The organism is Bacillus sp. YBWC18, assembly GCF_002998775.1.
Taxonomy (GTDB): domain Bacteria; phylum Bacillota; class Bacilli; order Bacillales; family Bacillaceae; genus Bacillus.
The window spans coordinates 1-20,515 of record NZ_PVRI01000008.1; the positions used below are offsets into that span (position 1 = coordinate 1).

Genomic DNA, 20,515 nt, shown 5'->3' on the forward strand with positions numbered 1-20,515 from the left:
ACGATAAATGAAAAATTAATGTACTGATCAATTTTACGAAGCAGGTGATCCTCTTCGACCAGTTGATCTAGCAATACAAATTCGGCTTCGTGCTGAGAAGAATTTCTAGTGTGGAACATGAGAAAAAACACCTTCCTTTAGTATGCTTTTCTCTATTATAAAATGGAGGAATGGAAACTTTAAGAAAAAAATAAAGCTGTCGAGATTTTCTCGACAGCCTGACCCCTCTTAACGAGGGGTTTTTTTATGATGAAGTTACACTTTCTGTTTCTTTGACCAACTGTTTCATTCGTTCACGGTCACGTTCTAAAATAGGCTTCAAGTATCGACCAGTGTAAGAAGCTTCTTCTTTTGCAATCTGCTCAGGAGTCCCAGAGGCAATGATCGTTCCGCCGCCTGCACCGCCCTCTGGTCCGAGATCAACGAGGTAATCAGCAGCCTTGATAATATCAAGGTTATGCTCAATCACTAGCACCGTATCTCCGTTTTCGACCAATCGCTGAAGCACTTTTAATAAACGGGCAATATCATCCACATGCAGACCTGTTGTCGGCTCGTCTAAAATATAAAGAGACCTTCCGTTTGAACGGCGGTGAAGCTCAGATGCTAATTTCACACGCTGCGCCTCTCCCCCGGACAATGTCGTCGCAGGCTGTCCAAGTGTAATGTATCCTAGCCCAACATCAAAAATCGTTTGAAGTTTCCGCTTAATTTTCGGGATATTCTCGAAAAATTGGAGTGCGTCCTCCACAGTCATTTCAAGGACATCGGCAATGTTTTTCCCTTTATATGTGACCTCAAGTGTCTCGCGGTTATAACGTTTCCCGTGGCACACCTCACAAGGCACATACACATCAGGTAAAAAGTGCATTTCGATTTTAATAATGCCATCTCCACGACACGCCTCACAGCGTCCGCCTTTGACGTTAAAGCTGAATCTGCCTTTTTTATAGCCTCGTACCTTTGCTTCATTAGTTTGTGCAAACACATCCCGCACATCATCAAATACGCCTGTATACGTAGCTGGATTGGATCTCGGCGTACGGCCGATTGGAGATTGATCAATATCAATCACCTTATCTAAGTGATCCATTCCTTTGATCTCTTTGTGCTGTCCTGGCTTCGCCTTCGCTCTGTGCAGTTTTTGCGCAAGTGATTTTAATAGAATTTCATTCACAAGCGTACTTTTCCCTGAGCCGGACACACCGGTCACAGCTGTAAAGACGCCTAGAGGAAACTTCGCATTGACGTTTTTCAGGTTGTTTTCTTTTGCACCTTTGATCTCAATGTAGCGGCCGTCAGGCTTTCTTCTTTCGATCGGCAGCGGAATAAATTTCTCACCCGATAAATATTGTCCTGTTAAAGATTTCTTGTCCTTCATGACTTCTTCCGGCGTCCCAGCTGAAATCACTTCTCCTCCATGAACTCCTGCTCCAGGTCCAATATCAATCAAATAATCAGCGGCCAGCATCGTATCCTCATCATGCTCTACGACAATGAGGGTGTTCCCGATGTCACGCATGTTTTTCAATGTCCCGATCAACCGGTCATTGTCACGCTGATGCAGACCAATGGATGGTTCATCTAATATATAAAGAACACCTGTCAGCCTTGACCCGATTTGAGTCGCCAGACGAATCCGCTGCGCCTCTCCGCCGGATAGTGTGCCCGCTGACCGGCTCAATGTGAGGTAATCTAATCCCACATTATTTAAGAAAGACAATCGTTCTTTGATTTCACGTAAAATGAGCTGGGCAATCTGCAAATCTTTCTCAGACAACTCGATTTCACCATATAAATCAAGGGCATCAGAGACAGACAAATCAGTGATTTCTCCGATATGTTTGCCATTGATCAGAACCGCAAGCGTTTCTTTTTTCAGACGATATCCTTTACATGTCGGACATGGCTGATTGGCCATATATTTTTCCATTTGCTCACGAATATAATCAGAGCTGGTTTCCTTATAGCGTCTCTCAATGTTACGAAGAACGCCTTCAAATTCAATTTCATTTTCACGTACCTGACCAAAATCATTTTCATATTTAAAATAAATCCGTTCAGAGCCGCTGCCATATAAAATTTTATCGAATAAATGCGACGGTATATCCTTCACTGGAATGTCCATGTCGATGCCGTAATGTGTACATACTGCCTCAAGAAGCTGAGGATAGTATTGTGAGCTTTGCGGCTCCCATGGGGCAATAGCATGCTGTCGTAACGTCAAATCCTTATTAGGAATGACGAGCTCAGGGTCAACTTCTAGTTTAGAGCCAAGCCCATCACAGCTCGGGCAGGCACCGAAAGGACTATTAAATGAAAACATTCTCGGCTCAAGCTCACCAATAGAGAATCCGCAGTGCGGACAAGCATGATGTTCACTGAATAACAGCTCTTCTTGTCCAATCACGTCAATCATCACACGGCCTTCACCTAGTCGCAGCGCCGTTTCAAGGGAGTCAGACAGCCGAGCCGCAACGCCTTCCTTCACCACGATTCGGTCAATCACGACTTCAATGGAATGCTTCTTGTTCTTTTCAAGCTCGATCTCTTCTGACAGATCTTCCATCTCTCCGTCGACTCTTACTCGAACATAGCCCTGCTTTCGAATTTGATCAAGTACTTTGACATGTGTTCCTTTGCGGCCAGATACAACCGGAGCAAGCACTTGCAATTTCGTTCTTTCTGGATATTCTAAAATACGATCTGTCATCTGCTCAATCGTTTGGGACGTAATTTCAATTCCATGTATCGGACAAATAGGTTTCCCGACTCGAGCATACAAGAGACGTAAATAATCATAGATTTCAGTAACGGTTCCAACCGTTGATCTAGGGTTCCGGCTCGTCGTCTTCTGGTCAATACTAATCGCCGGAGAAAGACCTTCAATGGCATCTACATCCGGTTTATCCATTTGACCGAGAAATTGGCGCGCATACGCTGAAAGAGATTCAACGTACCTGCGCTGACCCTCTGCATAAATGGTATCAAAGGCAAGAGACGATTTTCCTGAACCAGATAAACCCGTGATGACCACTAGCTGGTCACGCGGGATATTCACATCAATATTTTTAAGGTTGTGGGCTCTAGCACCTTTCACCTCTATTCGTTCCATAGCCATCAGGCAATCATCCTTCCGCTTTTAGCTCTAGCAATAGATCTCTTAATTCTGCTGCTTTTTCAAAATCAAGCGCTTTTGCTGCATCTTTCATTTCCATCTCGACCTTTTCGATCACTTTTTCTCGTTCTTTTTTGCTCATTTTTGACAGCTTTGGTGCTGCATTTGTTTCATATTCTTCCGATTCCTCATGTATCTTTGTTGCCTTAATGGCATCTCTGATTTTCTTATGGATGGTTTGCGGAGTAATCCCAAATTTCTCATTATACGCCTCTTGCTGCTCTCGTCTGCGCTTCGTTTCTTGAATCGCAATATCCATTGATTTGGTCATTTTATCTGCATACATAATGACCCGGCCTTCTGAATTTCTCGCTGCACGGCCAATCGTCTGGATGAGGGATCTTTCAGAGCGTAAAAAGCCTTCTTTATCCGCATCTAAAATCGTCACGAGCGACACCTCTGGAATATCCAGTCCTTCACGAAGAAGGTTGATTCCCACAAGCACATCATATTTTCCGAGACGTAAATCTCGAATAATCTCAATCCGCTCAAGGGTTTTAATTTCTGAATGCAGATAATTGACCTTGATTCCGATCTCTTTTAAGTAATCTGTGAGATCCTCAGACATTTTCTTCGTCAGCGTAGTCACGAGCACACGCTCATTTTTCTCAATCCGTGCATGAATTTCTCCAATTAAGTCATCAATTTGACCTTCAATCGGACGCACTTCAATGATTGGATCAAGTAAACCTGTTGGACGAATAATTTGTTCCACAACCTCTGGAGTTTTCTCAAGCTCATAAGGACCAGGAGTGGCAGATACATGCACAATATGGTTGATATGCTTTTCAAACTCATCAAAGGTGAGCGGTCTGTTATCAAGTGCTGAAGGCAGACGGAATCCGTGATCAACCAACACTTGCTTTCTTGCTTGGTCCCCGTTGTACATCGCGCGGATTTGCGGGATCGTCACGTGTGACTCATCGACAACAATCATAAAATCATCTGGGAAATAATCAAGCAATGTGTAAGGTGTTGAACCAGGAGGGCGCAAGGTCAGATGCCTTGAGTAGTTCTCGATTCCTGAACAAAAGCCCATTTCTCTCATCATCTCAAGGTCATATCTTGTCCGCTGCTCAAGGCGCTGCGCTTCTAGCAATTTTCCATTATCTCGAAGCTTTTCGAGCTGCTCCTCAAGCTCTTGTTCAATATTAATAATTGCTTTTTCCATTTTTTCTTCTCTTGTGACGAAGTGAGATGCTGGGAAAATAGCCACATGTTCACGATCACCGAGTATTTCTCCAGTCAGTGCATCCACTTCACGAATACGTTCAATTTCATCACCGAAAAACTCCACTCTGATACAGTGCTCATCACGTGAAGCAGGAAAAATTTCAACGACGTCTCCTCGTACTCTGAAGGTTCCGCGCTGAAAATCTATATCATTACGAGAATACTGAATGTCCACCAGCTTACGAAGAAGCTGATTGCGTTCAATCTCCATTTCAGTACGTAAAGACAGCACAAGCTCTCGGTATTCCTCTGGCGAACCTAAGCCATAAATACAGGACACACTGGCAATGATGATGACATCTCTCCGCTCAAATAACGAGGACGTAGCGGAGTGTCTCAGCTTATCAATCTCATCATTGATGCTGGCATCCTTTTCAATAAATGTATCAGTCTGAGGCACATACGCCTCTGGCTGGTAATAATCATAGTAACTCACAAAATATTCGACAGCATTATTCGGAAAGAATTCCTTGAACTCGCTGTATAGCTGACCGGCAAGTGTCTTGTTATGCGCAATGACAAGTGTCGGTTTGTTCACTTCTTTGATCAGGTTGGATACAGTAAAGGTCTTTCCCGTACCTGTAGCACCTAACAGCGTTTGATGCTGTTTCCCCTGATGGATCCCCTCAACAAGCTTTTCAATCGCCTTCGGCTGATCTCCTTGGGGCTGATAGTTAGAAACTAATTCAAAGCGGTCACTCACATCAAAGCCTCCGTTTCGTTACGAAATCTATCTAATGAATATATTATCATAAAAGAACACAAAAATACGAACTAAAGTTCGGCTCTTGCTTGATTTTTATTTCCAATACAGTCATACCCTCTCTTCAATGGCAAATAACCCTCTTACGAAAACCTTCCTTTCAGTATGGAACATTTTGGTGAGAGATATTCGATGAGCAGAAAAAGAGCACAAAAAGAAAGCTGCACTCACTAGAATTCGTAAGCACAGCTTAAAAAACGTCACCTTACGGCCTATCACGCTCTTGATGATGACATCAATGATGTTTTTCAGCCTTTTCTCTTTTTTCAATTTCTTTTTTAGCCATATATAATGCCCCAGCTACTAAAGAAATAATATCTAATCCCACAATAAAGTAGGTTTCTGTATAGCCCTTCATGTACGAGGCAAATAAAAGCGCTGCTGTTAATGCAATGCCCACATAATGATTATAAGTAACCTTTGAAAATAAAATAACGAGCAGGAAAGGAAAAACAAGTGCAAATATGGCTTTTGTAATCACAAAAACCCTCCCTCTTCTTGGTCTACTTCCTTGATTATAGTAAAGATTGGCATATTGAACAATTCACAGTTTTCAATTTCACCTATTTTTCTTTCTGTTCGGAGACTTTTGTTATAGATATAGAAGGAAATTAGTGAGAATGTCCCCTTTGTAAAGATAGGTCTTTCCGTCTTTGACAGTAACATCCAATAAATCCTATGATTAAAATGATAGTGCGCACTATCATTTTAAAAACTATAGAGAGATATACAAATCATTGGCTATTTGGATAAGGGGGCATTCCCATGTATTCAGTTTTATTTCATGCGGCTGAAGAATCCGCAGCACTCGCAGGGGCAAAAGGCCTGAATTTAATTAAATTAAACAATCACGGACTGCCAGTCCCAGATGGATTTATTATCAAAACCAACAGCTTTTCAAGCTTTCTTTCATATCACAACCTGCATCCAACTGAACAAAACCTTGCTCACAAAATCAAAGAAGCATCGTTTCCTTCTCAAATGGAAGCAGAACTCCTTTCGTCCTTTCAATCATTGCGGAAGACTTATCCCTCAGTTGCAGTTCGATCCTCTTCTGTTGCTGAAGATCTCGAAGGCGCCTCATTTGCAGGACAGTACGAGACCTATTTAAATATCAAAACAAATGAAGAATTCTTACAGGCTGTCAAAGAATGCTGGTCTTCTTATTTTGCAGCGAGAGTGACAGAATATAAGGAAGAGATGGATGAAAACGAGGAAGAGATGCCGCTCATGGCTGTTGTCGTTCAAGGATTGATCCATTCTGACGTCTCCGGAGTCATCTTTAGTGAGAATCCCGTATCGGGAAAAACAAATGAAATGATGCTGACAGCAAGCTACGGACTAGGAGAAGCAATCGTCTCCGGGCTTGTGACACCAGACACATTTATTGTAGACAAAGAGACACTTTCTATTGAAAAATCACTTGGAACGAAAGAGCTGCAAATTATTCCTTATCAAGAAGGTGTCATTGAACAGTCAGTAACGGAGGAAATGGCTGGGCAATATTGCCTGAATGATGACGAATTAGTAGAAATCACGCAAATCACCAAACAAGTAGAAGCACTTTATGGACATAGCGTCGATATCGAATTTGGAATAGCAAATGGCACATTTTATTTACTTCAAGCCAGGCCGATTACCGCAGCCCTCTCAAAAGCAGCAGATGAAACAGCGGGTACTTCTTTTCAAATGCAGCCAGATGAGCTGCAGGATTTCTGGATCTCAATGGACGATCATATGCCTGGGCCAACGAGTCCTCTCTTTTCAAGTCTGATCATCCCAGCATTAAAAAGCGGAATGAAGAAAAATGGTGAAAAATATCAAGTACCTGATCTGAATATTAAAAATATCAAGCTTTATAGAGGCCACCTGTACTCAGCACCGTCACTGCCTGAAACGAGTGCAGAAGCTGCGCCAGTTTTTGATGAGCGCATATTTGAGTTATTTCCGCATTTAAGTGAACGTATGTATGAGATTTTAGAGAAAAATTTCTTTCCCTTTTACGAAAAACTCGATCGCCAAATGAAGGAACCTATGACCATTGAAGAAGCCATCATCGGCTTCGAAGAATTAAAGGCTTTTTATATACAAGCCTACGATGATCATTTTGATATTGTCATACCACAAGTTATTCTATCGGCTATGATCGAAGACATGATTGTGACATATACTGGTAATCAAACACAAGTGGTCCTGCTGCATGAGATGTTGATAGGCGTGATGAACAAATCTCTTGAAACAGACAAGAAGCTTTCTGATTTTGCAAAGAGTGTCCTTCAAGATCCTGAACTTCATCAAGCATTTATGAACCATGAAAAGAACCCAGAGCTGCTTGATGCACTCAATCACTCGGAAAAAGGCAGACACTTTATTTTGGAATTAGAGGAGTTTCTTCAAATCTATGGCTGGCGATCTGTTAAAAGTCATGACCTTACGGAAGAGACATGGGCGGAAAACCCTGAGTTTATACTAGATATCATCAGAAACAACATTCAGTCCCAATGTGATTTTGATGAAGAATTTGCACAAGCCGTCATCAAAAGACAAGAGACATATGAACATTTTATGAGCCAAGTGAAGGATGAAGCGTTTAAAACAAAATTTGAGACACTTTATCAATTTGCCCTACAGGCCGCTAATATCCGTGATGATCATCACTTCTACATTGATGCCATGTTAGATGCTAAAGCCAGGGTATATCTATTAAAAATTGGTGAACTTCTTGTACAAAAAGGAGCGATTCCCCATCAAGAAGATCTATGGTATCTCTACGATGAGGAGGTACACACAGCGCTCACAACGTCTACAACATTCGATACGGTCATCGCACAAAGAAAAATGGAAATGAAAGAAAATGAAGCCATTCAACCACCAGCTTATATGGGCACCCCAACTGAAGCTGAATTGCAGCAAGTGGAAAGAATGCTCGGTTCATTAAGAGAAAATGAAAATAACACAAACGATATGATCTATGGAATTGGCGCATCTAGCGGTATTGTTTCTGGAAGAGTAAAAGTCATTACATGTGCTGAGGAATTCTCACAATTTCAAAAGGATGATATTTTAGTTTGCAAAACAACCACACCTTTATGGACGAGCTTATTTAGAGATGCAAAAGCAGTCATAACCGATGCTGGCGGCATTTTGTCTCATTCAGCTATTATCGCTAGAGAGTATATGATGCCAGCTGTCCTAGGTACCCGAATAGCGACTGAAACACTTCAATCCGGTGACCTTGTGACAGTAGATGGTAGCAATGGACGCATTCAGATATTAAAACAGCATGCACGTGTCTAACTTTATCGTTTTGGGTCATATTGGCGGTCATAGGTTTTATCGGTATACTTACTTTGTTGCAAACACATTCATAACCTGAGGTGAGTATGCTTGTTAAAATCTACAAATCAACGAATCATTCGCGCAACAATGGATTTATTAACTGAAAAGGGCTATCAAAAAACCACAACCAAAGAAATAGCCACAAAAGCGAATGTCAGTGAAGCGACTATTTTTCGCAACTTTAAAAACAAACGCGGCGTCATTGCTGCCATTATGAAAATGAAATCAACACCGACGAAAACCTTAGAAGCAGAATTTAAAGGCGATTTATACACCGATTTAAAGTTTCTCGGTTCCTATTTCCTTGAAGATTTAACTTCAAAAAAAGAATTTATTTATATCAGCATGCGAGAACCGGCTATGTTTAAAGATTTGACCAGTCATGAAAAAATTTATCCTCAAGAACTAAGGGAAATGCTGATACAATATTTCAAAAAGATGAGTGCTCAGCATCATGTCTTAAAAGGAAAAGAAGACATTTATGCAGACATTTTCATTAGTACGTATTTCGGTTTTTTTATTCAGCATCTAGAGCAAGACTTTCAACTCGTTTTAACACAAAAAGATGATTTTATTGAGACATACACACACATTTTCATGAGAGGAATTTCCCCCGTTTAAAGGGTGGAATTCTTCTTTTTTACAAAAGGTGGTATACACATTGAGGTTACAAAAAGAGAGCTTGATCATCTATTCTTTGTTACTTGGAGCTATACTAGTTCCGGTCAACTCAACGATGATCGCAGTCGCTCTATCATCCATATCAACTTATTATGATCAATCCATTTCTAACATTACTTGGGTTGTCACGATTTATCTTATTGTCATGGCGGTCACTCAGCCTATCGCTGGTAAGTTAGGAGATATATACGGACACCGCCGCATGTATTTAACCGGAGTGACACTCTTTTTAATCGGCTCGATTGGCTGTGCTTTAGCACCTAACCTAGCATTTCTCATCATCTTTCGATCCATTCAAGCAGCTGGCGGGGCTATTTTAACACCGAATAGCATTGCATTGATTCGTGCAACAGTATCACCCGAAAAACTGTCTAAAACAATGGGTTACTTTGGATTTGGTGCTGGTATTGGTGCTGCACTTGGGCCTTTTATTGGATCGATTCTCATTCAGAGTTTTGATTGGCATTCCATATTCTTAGTGAATATCCCATTTCTGTTTCTTACACTTGTCACCGGTATTTTACTCATTCCAAACATAAAGCATACACGCCTACAAGCAAGGGTAGATATCATCGGTTCATTTTATTTAACCATCGGAATTGCCACAATCATTCTATGCACAAAAAGCCAGTTACTAAATGAATATTTAATTTATGGCATTTTAGCATTGATTGTGATTCCTTTATTCTTTAAACATGTACGGAAAGTAAAGAATCCGATCATCGATTTGTCCCTATTTAAAAACAGTTCATTTACAAATGCGAATCTGTCGATCATGCTAAGTAATTTTGTCATGTACGCCATCCTTCTTATTATGCCGCTGTTTATGGAACAACAACTTGCCCTTTCTCATACACAAGGCGGTATGATTCTATCGGTATTTTCGCTTTGTATGTCTCTTAGCGGTTTGCTAGGGGCTAGACTTCATCCGAAAAAAGGCGCGAAAAAAATGATTCGCTTTTCATTTCTCTGCCTCACTTTATCAGGCATCATGTTAATTACACTGAGTCAGTACCCCTCCTTACCACTGCTAATCGTGACACTAATCGCAGGTGGAATTTCATCAGGGATTGGTATGACCAGTATGCAGATGGCTTCTTTAACTGCTGTTGATCAAAGCTTATCTGGTTCGGCATCTGGTATTTTCTCTACCTTTCGATACTTTGGCAGTATCATTTCATCGACATTGATTGGTATCATGAGTGGTTTCCAATCTTTATTTATTGTATTAATGGGCGCAGGAATCCTTGGTTTCCTTTTATCTCAACGCGTCAAAACAAAATCCACCTCTCCATCATCGGGGCATTCCGCCTAATGACTTCCTGCGCTCTATGTTGATTTAGAGCGGGGGAGTTTTCATCATTTGTATCACTGTAAGCTATAGCGGGTACAGGAATCAAATATTGAAAATCCTTTTTTAAAGATAAAAAAAGCCATATGACTAGACAAAAAAGGAACTTTCGATCGAAATTGTCCCCGTTCACCCACCTAAAAGCTGTTTTTCATCTCTTCCAGCACTGATAACTTCGATTTTTTTTCACAATTTTTGTGGTATGCTTTTTGAAAATAGAGGACGCAAAGGAGCGGAAGAATGGAACGTGTAAAATATGTTTTGATCTGTTTATCAGCTCTAATATTATTCCTGTCAGGCTGTGGAAAAGACCAGCAATTTACTCCACCTGGCATCTCTCAATCGATCGCGGTCATCTCTCAATTAAAAAAAGCTTCCTTTTCAATAGTTGATTTACAAAAGAATAAAATGATCTCTTCCGTTGATTTAAAACATCCGCTCACTGATCTTATCCAAATCAACAAAGACGTCATCATTGCAACAAGTAAAGAAGGAGAATCGCTTATCGAAATTAATTTAAAAAAAGGTACAGCAACAGATTATATGGATGTGAATAAAGGGCTGACTTCTCTTACATATGATGCAGCTTCTCACACCTTAATTGCAGCGGATACACAGAAAAATGTCGTTTATTTTATTGATACGCAGCGTAAAAAAATAAAAGCAACTGTGAAGACCGGAAAGTTACCTTCTTCTATGACACTTTCTTCTTCAGGTACTTTATTTGTTTTAAATGCAGAAAGTCATACTGTCTCCGTCATAGATATTGAGAAGCAAAAACATATACGTACGTTCTCTGTACTTGAACGGCCTTCTGGTATTCATTTTGATGGAAAGTCCATTTGGGTCGGTGGACACGGTAAACAAGGTACCTTAAATAAAAGCATTTTTTCTTACGACCCAAAAACAGGTAAAAAGCAGCGAGAAATGAAACTAGGCGTTATGCCCGTTGCATTCTTTTCAGAGAAAAATTCTTCTACTTTATATGTACTTTGTCATGGAGATCATACGCTGTACAAAGTAGATACAGAGACAAATAAGCAGCTTGCTTCTGTTGAAACTGGTCAAAACCCGAATTATATCACCGCTGATACCACATCAATATATGTGAGTAACTTAGATGACAATTCAGTATCAATTATCGATAAACATACATTCATGATGAAAAATCGACTGAATGTCCCATCAGGACCTTATGCTATCGTGTTGGAGGAAAAGAAATGAAAGAACAAATGCATATTTTAATCGTAGACGATGAGTTCGATATGCTTGAGTTAATCGGATCCTTTTTAAAGAGACAAGGCTTTCACATCATCACAGCTAATAATGGAATGGATGCCTTACGTCAGCTTGAAAAGGAACCCGTTGACCTTGTTGTACTGGATATCATGATGCCTGATATGGATGGATTTGAAGTCTGCCAGCGTATTCGGCAAACATCTCAAATCCCCATTTTATTCTTAACAGCTAGAAGTTATGAGGAGGATCGAATTAGAGGTCTAGAAATTGGTGCGGATGACTACATCATGAAGCCTTTCAGTCTACGTGAGCTTGCAGCAAGAATTGAAACAACCTTGAGACGAATTAGAGGTCTTTCGCTAAAGCGCAGCCGAATACAGATTGGTGACATGGAGATTGATCAGGATGGCAGACAAGTCTATATCCATCAGGAGCCCATTAATTTAACTAGAAGAGAATTCGATTTACTCATGTTTCTTTTACTCAATCAAGGCCAAGTGTTTTCACGAGAACAGCTCTATCAAAAATTGTGGGAATCACATTCCACGAGCGGCTCTTTACGAACAGTCGATACACATATCAAAACGCTGCGACTGAAATTAAAGGGAGCGGAACGGCATATTAAAACCGTTTGGGGTGTCGGCTATAAGTTTGAGGAGGAAGAATGAAGCCTTTATCGATTAAAAAGAAAGTGCTCTTCTTAATCCTTGTAGTGACCGGAATCGTTGCTGCCTCAGCTCTTGCCCTTACCTATTACTTATACCAGCACTTATATATTGATAAACAGATCGATTCCTTAAGTTTACAAGGTAAAAAGCTGGCACAAATCTATCATAAACACGGGAAAGATACGTATTTTACCGATAGAATAAAATGGGCAAACGACTCAAGTCAGGCGAACATTATTTTTACAGATGACCCAATGGAGCTTTCAAGTGGTCTTCCTTTTGATACGAACACAAATGATAATCTCATTACGTTCAAGGAACGCCAAAAGCTCCTTCAAGGGGAAACCGTCGTGCTGATTAGAGAACACTCACAGTTTCATCAAGATATTCTTGGCATCGCCATCCCTGTTTTCTCAAGCAAAGATGAGCTATCGGGGACAATTTTTCTATCCATGCCCTTATCGGATGTGTATGAACCCTTTGTCCAAATCAGATTGACACTTGGCATATCCATTTTATTGATCCTGCTCCTGATTTTCTTTATCGGATATAAAAGCTCCAATAAAGTCGTGCGGACAATTAATCAAATGAAAGAAATTGCTATGGAAATGGAATCTGGTGATTTTTCAAAACGTATGGCAGTGACCAAAAACGGAGATGAGTTAAACCAGCTGAGCCGCTCCTTTAACAAACTGTCTTCTACCCTTGAAAAAGTTGAGCAGCACCGCAGGGAATTTCTTGCGAATGTCTCTCACGAACTTCGGACTCCGCTAAGTTATATGAAAGGATATGCTGAAGGAATTGAAGAAGGGATCATTGATCAAAAAAAAGGAATGCACATCATCCAGGATGAGGCCGCACGTTTAAGCCGGCTTGTGCACGATCTTTTAGACCTTGCGCAGCTAGAAGGTGATTCTTATCCACTAACGATGGAGCCAATTGTCTTTGCACAGCTGATTCATGACGTTCTTGATCAAATGGCATTTATCGCTAATCAAAAAGGCATTTATCTGAAACGAACACTTGATGAGGATTGTATTGTGTATGGCGATAGCGATCGGCTGCAACAAGTGGTTCGTAATTTACTGGACAATGCCATTCATTACACTCCCTCTGGAAAATCGATCTCGATTGAATTACTAGTTCACCAGCATATGGCTGAATTGAGAGTGACAGATGAGGGCAACGGCATTCCAAAAGAAGACCTTCCACATGTTTCTGAGCGATTTTACCGAGTAAATAAGGCACGTACGAGAAAAGATGGCGGCTCCGGTCTTGGACTAGCCATTGTCTATCAAATCATGAAAAAACATCATGGCACGTTCGATATTCAATCTGAGCCAGGATGCAGTACGACAGCCATCATTCAGCTGCCAAATACTCCGATCGATGAAGACCTGCCTACGACATAACAAATTCGATTTTAAAGGTAGGGTCATTCGCTTGATCCATATATACGCATCAGTCGTCTAAATTCGAACAGCTATTTTCAGCCCCTTTTTGATCATCTACTTTTATGCATCAATTCCTTTCAAAAGGAGAGTCGATTGCTTCAGTTCAAACAATAAAACTACATTAAAAAAGCGTGCCAGACCTTCTTCAAAAGTCCTGCACGCTTTTAAATTAAACAACTGTTTCAAACCGCTTTCTATTGATGAAGAAAGAAAGAGTGATGATGAGATAGATACCCATTGTGACCAAGGTTTGGACGATCGGAGTTGTTGATACTACGCCAATAAAAATGGCAATGATCGCAATGACAGAAAACCATGTCGTGAAAGGATACAGCTTGACGCGATATCCTCCTGGTGCTGTTACGCTTCGAGACTTTAGATGCCCGACAGCAATAATAAACCAGATGAATAAGACTGTGTAGCTTAAAGATCCCATTAAATAATTAAAGGTTTGACTTCCTACAAAAAGAGAGATTAATACGGCTGCATACAAAGTAGATGTACATACTAGAATCGCTCTGACTGGCACCTGCTGTTTCGACAGCTTAGAAAAACCCTTCCATACACGGCCATCCATCGCCTGTGTAAATAGTACCCTTGAAGAAGCATACAGACCAGAGTTCATAGAAGACAAGATCGCTAGTAAAATAATCCCGTTCATGATATCACTTGCATATGGCACACCAATCGTTGCAAACACCGTGACGAATGGACTCACTTGCTCATTGTTTACTTGATTCCAAGGAATCAAGCTGACGATGATGAAGAACGGAAGTACATAAAAACCGATGATTCGTACAAATGTACTTTGAATGGCCTTTGGGATGACTTTTTCAGGGTTTTTTGTTTCTGCTAATGTGACCCCAATCATTTCAGTTCCCCCATATGAATACACGACCACCAGCATTGCCGCAATTAAGCCGCCCGTTCCATTCGGGAAAAATCCCCCGTGGTCGGTTAAGTTGGATAATCCCGGTGCTGCATGCTGTCCGAATGAGACAAACAGCATCGTTAACCCAATAATAATAAATAAAAGAATGACAGCAATTTTTATAGAAGCTAACCAGTACTCTGTCTCAGCAAACATTTTAACTGAACAAACATTGATCAATGTCACAACAAGTGAAATGATTAACACAAGTGTCCATATTGGTACTTGCGGGAACCAGTACTGAATAAAGATTGCAGACACGATCGCTTCTGCTGCAATGTTCAGCACCCACATTTTCCAATAGATCCAGTCTAAGAAATAGGCGGGGTATTTGCCTAACACAGGTTCAATTAAATCACGAAATGTTCTAGCGCCAGGTCGTGCAACCGTCATTTCGGCAAGTCCTTGCATAATAAATAATAAAATAAGACCACCAATCATATATGCCAAAATGACAGCAGGACCAGCGATATCAATGGCAGAACTGCTTCCTTTAAACAGACCAGCACCGATGGCACCGCCAAGTGCGAGCATCATGATATGCCTTGACGTCATTGTTCGTTTTAACTGCACATGTTCCTTTTCCATTTTCTATAGCTCCTTTAAATTTGAATCTTCAGACAAATATAAGATAAAAGCATATAAAAAGGCCAGTCATCTCCTTGAAGAGACGACTGACCTTGCAACCGCGTTACCACTCTTATTGATTCAGACATAGCTGAATCCAACTTGAAACCCGATAACGGAGGTCACACGTAAAGACTTACTATTCATTCAGTCTTGCCGCTCCTTGAGCGAGTTCAATGATTCGTTTTACTGCGTTGCACCACCCCGCAGCTCTCTTAGAAAACGGATATTCATTTACTATTCTCAAGTCAAAGCGTTTTATAGTCAATTTGTCTATTTATCAAAGATTTTATTTTTTAAATATACTGACTAACCACGCAATTGTCAACAGCCTTTTTCAGACTTTTTCTTTTAACGAATCCAAACGGCTACTTCATCCATCGGACGACGCGTTTTGCCGCGCTTTGGCTCAATGACTCGATACCCAAAGGCTGCCATGACAGAGATGTCGTACTGACCATCTTCAAGTAATTCTTCTTCCTTAAGAATACGATGAATCTCATCGTAGCTGAATCCCTCAACAGGGCATGAATCAATGCCGATTTGTGCCGCGGCTGTCATCATATTTCCAAGGGCAATATACGTTTGTTTGGAAGCCCAATCGAAGAGCGTACGGTCATTTTCCATCAAATGAAGATCATTCTCTTGGAATTCTTTGTAGCGTTCTTTTACCATTTCAAACGTTTCGTCTGTCATTCCCTTGATTTCCTTGTTGATGTATTCTGCATATGCTGAATCATACCGGGCGTCTGTTCTTGCCAAAATGATCACAAAATGGCTGGCAGTTGGAAGCTGCTTTTGCGCACCCCATGTATATTCTTTTATTTTCTCTCTAAATGCTTCATTTTGAACGACGAGAAATTTCCAAGGCTCAAATCCGACAGAGCTTGGGGAAAGTCTTCCTGTTTCTAAAATGAACGCAAAGTCATCTTCTGGAATCTTTTTCGTCGGGTCGAACTCTTTTGTCGCATGACGGAATTCATACGCCTCAATGATTTCTTTTTTTAATTGCTCTTTGTCTCGCATGGTATTCATCCTTTCTAGTGAACGATTAGGGTGTGAAGTTTCACCAATCCAATTTCTTTCCATTCCCATATAGAAATTGTTATGATAATAAAACAAACAGCCCGAATGTGTGATGTGATATCTCTATGGTAAAAGAAAAGCTTCCATTGATTCAAGTACGCACATTTTTGTTCGTTAGGTACAATCATGTTCGTTTATCACCCATTTCGTCTTAGAAAGGAGTGTAAAGATGAGTGCACCATCCAATCCAGTCAGTATTGTCAATCATGGCTGTCCCGTTTCAACCACAACGAGTGTAATAGGAGGAAAATGGAAAGGAGTGATCCTTTATCATTTGACTTGCGGTCCAAAACGATACAACGAATTACGCCGGCTTCTGCCAAGGATTTCTCAGCGTGTTCTCACGCTGCAATTGCGCGAGCTAGAACAAGACGGCGTTGTTCACAGAAAAGTCTATGAGGAGGTCCCTCCTCGTGTCGAATATTCACTCACTTCTCTTGGAGATACTTTAAAACCCATCATCTTCGCTATGCGTGAATGGGGCGAATCCTATGGAAAAGAAGCTCGCCCAAAAGAAAAAAGCTGCCATCTCTAGCAGCTTTTTTTATAATGAAATCGCCGTTGATTCTTGCTGTGGATCATCCTTCACAAACAGGATGCCAAGCTGATGATGCTCCCCTTCGTAAGAAGCGCGTTTCTCAAACCTTGTCTGACCATTCAAGCCAATGATCTCAAGCTTTGTCAGAGCACGATTGGTTTGAAGGGCTTCGTAAAATTCCGAAACGGTTTTGACTTCAATTCCATTCACCTTTGTAATGACTTCTCCGATCTCAAGCTTTAAATCAGCTGCAGGTGTATTCGGAATGATTCCCAGCACCATCAGCCCTTGATTACGCTTAGAGAAGTAGAATGGAGCCGCATTGTCATTGACTCTCTGTTTCCATGAGAGGAAAGCTCTTCCGACAATCGCTATCAATACAGCTCCCCATGCAATCGGCTCAAACCAAATACTTGCAGCACCTAGTAAAGCAACAGCGAGTCCAAGCATGAGAATACGCCGTGCCGTAATTTGAATGCTCACAATTGGCAGTGATCCTTGAATCCGCTGCCCGAAACCGATGATGTATGGAATCAAAATAAATGAAAAGCTTTGATCGTGTACTTGAAGCACCGGCCACCATGGCAGAGAAGAAGTAAATTCACCTGCCGGCATCAGCAAAACAAGCGGTAAAAGCCACAGGCGGTTTGCCCGCTGCTGGCCAATCAAAAGTCCTCTCGCACTCATCACCATTGCAGGCGATGTTCGTAAATGCGCCGTTCGATAGGCTAGAATCCCCTCAGTCATTAATAAAAGACCTAGCAAAATAACAACGGCTGATGCATTCATCATTGAGAGCTGCGGCAGCCAAGAATGGCTCACTTGGAAAAACATCAGTCCAAGTGCCGCAATAAAACTGAAACCGAGTGTGTATGCAGACGAAAGCGCACTCGCCTTAAAGAATAAAGAGCAAACGATGGTCATCGCTGCAATCAGCACGATGAATCCAGGCGGGAGGGCAATCCCTAAGCCTACTGAAATGACGGATAGGCAAATCCCTAGAATCCATCCCTTTGAATATGTAAATTTAAGTTCATCGTATACATCTTCTATTCTTGTTTGAAACGCTTTTCTCTCACGCTTTACGCGGATGTAGCCATGTAACAGGCTGATTAATATCATGAAATAAAAAAGAGGGTGGATTAAAAACAGACCGACCGCTTTTAATCCAGCTCCCATCCACTCCGAGCTCATTATCGTTCACCGCCCAAGTCAAGCATTTTCTCTTATTCTATCAAATAAATCGATGCTTGACACCAGGTTTATTTCTCCTGATTCATCCAAAGTGTGACATTCGACAGTGAAAAATCTTTTAAGTAGTGATTGACATCTACATCTAGTATGCCGCCGAGCAGCTGCATCGACCTCTTGATGTCGGTTAAGTTTATACCAAGTCTCTTATGATTATCCATTAAATAATTGAAGTATATCTCAGCACAGTCTTCATCGATTTCGTCGACTGATTCTACCGTTGTGTAATTGACCAAGTACCTGCTTAACAGCATGAGCAGACTTAATGCCTTTGTAGCGGAAAACGTCACATCTTTCGTACGACTCTTAAGCTCCTCTACCAACTCGTAATATTTTTTCTCTCTCACAATACTTGCCCTTTTCAATTGTGTACCCCCATTTACTAGTTCTTTTAAGAAAAGCGCAAACCTCGGTACAGCTTAATGCTCAAGCTGAATATCCGCAAAAAATAAAATATTTAAAATGAGTGCTACTTTATATTGTAAGAATTATTTATGTAACATACAACTTTCAAAAGTTTCATTTTCATGACATGTTTAAATCAACAGAAAGTCTCTTATATAAATATGTTATCGGGTAAAATCGAAGGAATGTTATGTTTTTTGTAAAATAAATGAATATATTTCTCGATATAATTTATTTTTAAGAATAAACTATTATATGTTCGTAACACTTATGAACCAAAAAAAAGAGGCATTTATTCGCCTCTTTATTTTTTAAGATATAGTGCTTTTAGTGCAGTCTGCAGTTGAAGATCATTTTTCTCATAGGATTTCACTTCATCCACCATTTTGTTCATCATTTTCGCTGTCTTCAGATCAATCACACCTGATTTATCGAGATTGTATGTGCTTTGGAAGGCTAGCACCGCCTTTTTCGTTTCTTCATCAAAGTAGCCGTCTACTCTGCCGGGGTCGAATGCCAATCCCTTTAACAGCGTCTGTGCTTGTCTCACTTCTTCATTGTTCATATCCAGCTGAAGCGGTTCTTTCAGTTGAAGTGGGCCTACGGTAAAGTAATCTGGCTGATGAATCGCAATTGTCGGTACGACACCTTTTTTGTGAATCCAATTCCCTTTTGGCGTGAGCCATTTATACAGCGTTAATTTAATGTTACTGCCGTCACCCATTGGAACCGCCTGCTGCACAGTGCCTTTCCCAAAGGAGACATCACCGACGACTTCATATTTTCCGGCTTCTTTCATAGCACCAGCAAGTATTTCAGAAGCGGATGCACTGCCTTTATCGATTAAGACATTGACTGGGTAAGGCTTCTGTTCTTTCCGTTTTGAAAAATACCGTTTCCTGTCGCCGTTCCGTTCTGCAATTTGAATATAAGGCTGATCCTTCGTAATAAAATGCTTCAAAATGTCTTCTACACTTTGCAGATAGCCGCCAGGGTTCCCTCTCACATCCAGCACAAGACCTTCTATGCCCTTTTTCTCGAGTTGTTTCAGGCTTGACGTGAAATCCTTCGCAGTATCTTCAGAAAAGCTAGAGATCGCGATATAGCCCGTTTTATGACCATTTACCTCTTTCACAGAGGAAGTCACGGTTTCAAGCGGAATTTCTTCTCTTTTGATATGGAATGTTAACTCTTTTTCAATCCCGTTTCGTCTGATTTTCAGAGCGACAGATGTTCCTTTTTTTCCTCTGATTTTCAGTACAGCATCGTTTAAGCTTTTATCTTTCATTGGCTCACCATCAATGCTGATGATTTCATCTTTCGGCTTTAGACCTGCTTTTGCCGCAGGGGATTTTTTAAAGGCAGAGACGATAATGATTTTTCCTTCATCCATTCCCACTTCTGCCCCAATTCCCTCAAAAGAAGAATCAAGCGAATCAGAAAATTGCTTGGCGGTTTGCTTGTCCATGTATACTGAATACGGATCATTTAAAGTTGAAAGCATTCCTTGAATGGCGCCTTCAAGCAGCTTTTGGCGATCCACTTCCTCTACATATTCATTCGATATCAGGTCATAGGCTTTCTCGATTTTCTCCATCCCATTCTCTTTCGCCTTATCACTTGATTGAGCTTGTCCAGCCATTGCAGCAGCTGCTTGCGGTGACTCTGCATGAGTTCCTTCTTTATGCGTCATCACCCCTGCACTTATTAATAGAACGACACTTGCCATAATAGATGCGATTTGTTTTTTCATATTTGGCCTCCTTCTTCA

The 20,515-nt window shown here is 40.9% G+C and carries 15 protein-coding genes and 1 other annotated feature; of the genes, 7 read left to right on the top strand and 8 right to left on the bottom strand.

From position 1 onward, the window contains the following. Positions 1-244: 244 nt before the first annotated feature. The 3 genes from uvrA to C6348_RS17580 all read right to left on the bottom strand — a co-directional run bounded on the left by uvrA (position 245) and on the right by C6348_RS17580 (position 5,655). Entirely contained in the window at positions 245-3,121 is a 2,877-nt protein-coding gene (gene uvrA, locus C6348_RS17570) for an excinuclease ABC subunit UvrA (RefSeq protein WP_106043891.1), read from the bottom strand. Between the two features lie 7 nt (positions 3,122-3,128). Further along, positions 3,129-5,114 (bottom strand): excinuclease ABC subunit UvrB, encoded by a 1,986-nt coding sequence (gene uvrB / locus C6348_RS17575; protein WP_034660110.1) that lies wholly within the window; start codon positions 5,112-5,114, stop codon positions 3,129-3,131. A 295-nt stretch (positions 5,115-5,409) separates the two neighbouring features. Then, on the bottom strand, positions 5,410-5,655 hold the full coding sequence (locus C6348_RS17580) for a CsbA family protein (RefSeq protein ID WP_012011392.1): 246 nt from the start codon (positions 5,653-5,655) through the stop codon (positions 5,410-5,412). A 284-nt stretch (positions 5,656-5,939) separates the two neighbouring features. Here C6348_RS17580 and C6348_RS17590 point away from each other — a divergent pair, with 284 nt between their 5' ends. The 6 genes from C6348_RS17590 (at position 5,940) to C6348_RS17615 (ending at position 13,864) form a co-directional block, all read left to right on the top strand. Then, a complete protein-coding gene (locus C6348_RS17590) occupies positions 5,940-8,471 on the top strand; it encodes a PEP/pyruvate-binding domain-containing protein (RefSeq protein ID WP_106043892.1) in 2,532 nt (843 codons plus the stop codon). A 90-nt stretch (positions 8,472-8,561) separates the two neighbouring features. Beyond that, positions 8,562-9,134 (top strand): TetR/AcrR family transcriptional regulator, encoded by a 573-nt coding sequence (locus C6348_RS17595; protein WP_106043893.1) that lies wholly within the window; start codon positions 8,562-8,564, stop codon positions 9,132-9,134. 40 nt (positions 9,135-9,174) lie between these two features. After that, positions 9,175-10,509, top strand: coding sequence for an MFS transporter (locus C6348_RS17600; RefSeq protein WP_106043894.1), 1,335 nt, complete (start codon positions 9,175-9,177; stop codon positions 10,507-10,509). Between the two features lie 276 nt (positions 10,510-10,785). After that, complete coding sequence (locus C6348_RS17605) at positions 10,786-11,769, top strand: YncE family protein (RefSeq protein ID WP_106043895.1); 984 nt, start codon at positions 10,786-10,788, stop codon at positions 11,767-11,769. Then, a complete protein-coding gene (locus tag C6348_RS17610) occupies positions 11,766-12,452 on the top strand; it encodes a response regulator transcription factor (protein WP_060597374.1) in 687 nt (228 codons plus the stop codon). The genes C6348_RS17605 and C6348_RS17610 overlap by 4 nt, the downstream gene beginning before the upstream one ends. Beyond that, the gene (locus tag C6348_RS17615) at positions 12,449-13,864 is read left to right on the top strand and encodes a HAMP domain-containing sensor histidine kinase (protein ID WP_034660120.1); all 1,416 of its coding nucleotides are present in this window, start codon (positions 12,449-12,451) and stop codon (positions 13,862-13,864) included. The genes C6348_RS17610 and C6348_RS17615 overlap by 4 nt, the downstream gene beginning before the upstream one ends. A 211-nt stretch (positions 13,865-14,075) precedes the next feature. Here C6348_RS17615 and C6348_RS17620 read toward each other — a convergent pair whose 3' ends face one another. Beyond that, on the bottom strand, positions 14,076-15,425 hold the full coding sequence (locus tag C6348_RS17620; RefSeq protein ID WP_034660121.1) for an amino acid permease: 1,350 nt from the start codon (positions 15,423-15,425) through the stop codon (positions 14,076-14,078). Positions 15,426-15,500: 75 nt separating this feature from the next. Then, positions 15,501-15,725, bottom strand: a binding site (T-box leader). 90 nt (positions 15,726-15,815) lie between these two features. Then, positions 15,816-16,490, bottom strand: coding sequence for an NAD(P)H-dependent oxidoreductase (locus C6348_RS17625; RefSeq protein ID WP_106043896.1), 675 nt, complete (start codon positions 16,488-16,490; stop codon positions 15,816-15,818). Positions 16,491-16,719: 229 nt separating this feature from the next. Here C6348_RS17625 and C6348_RS17630 point away from each other — a divergent pair, with 229 nt between their 5' ends. Continuing rightward, positions 16,720-17,085, top strand: coding sequence for a winged helix-turn-helix transcriptional regulator (locus tag C6348_RS17630; RefSeq protein ID WP_034660123.1), 366 nt, complete (start codon positions 16,720-16,722; stop codon positions 17,083-17,085). A gap of 9 nt (positions 17,086-17,094) precedes the next feature. On the opposite strand, the gene C6348_RS17635 is transcribed toward C6348_RS17630, so the two are convergent. The 3 genes from C6348_RS17635 to ctpB form a co-directional block, all read right to left on the bottom strand. Continuing rightward, positions 17,095-18,282 carry a PDZ domain-containing protein gene (locus C6348_RS17635; protein ID WP_189293920.1) on the bottom strand — a complete coding sequence of 396 codons (1,188 nt, stop codon included), beginning with the start codon at positions 18,280-18,282 and terminating at the stop codon, positions 17,095-17,097. Positions 18,283-18,350: 68 nt separating this feature from the next. Beyond that, complete coding sequence (locus tag C6348_RS17640) at positions 18,351-18,704, bottom strand: swarming motility protein SwrAA (protein WP_007500014.1); 354 nt, start codon at positions 18,702-18,704, stop codon at positions 18,351-18,353. A 344-nt stretch (positions 18,705-19,048) separates the two neighbouring features. Further along, positions 19,049-20,497: a carboxy-terminal processing protease CtpB gene (gene ctpB / locus C6348_RS17645; RefSeq protein ID WP_106043898.1), complete on the bottom strand. Its 1,449-nt coding sequence runs from the start codon at positions 20,495-20,497 to the stop codon at positions 19,049-19,051. Positions 20,498-20,515: the final 18 nt, after the last annotated feature.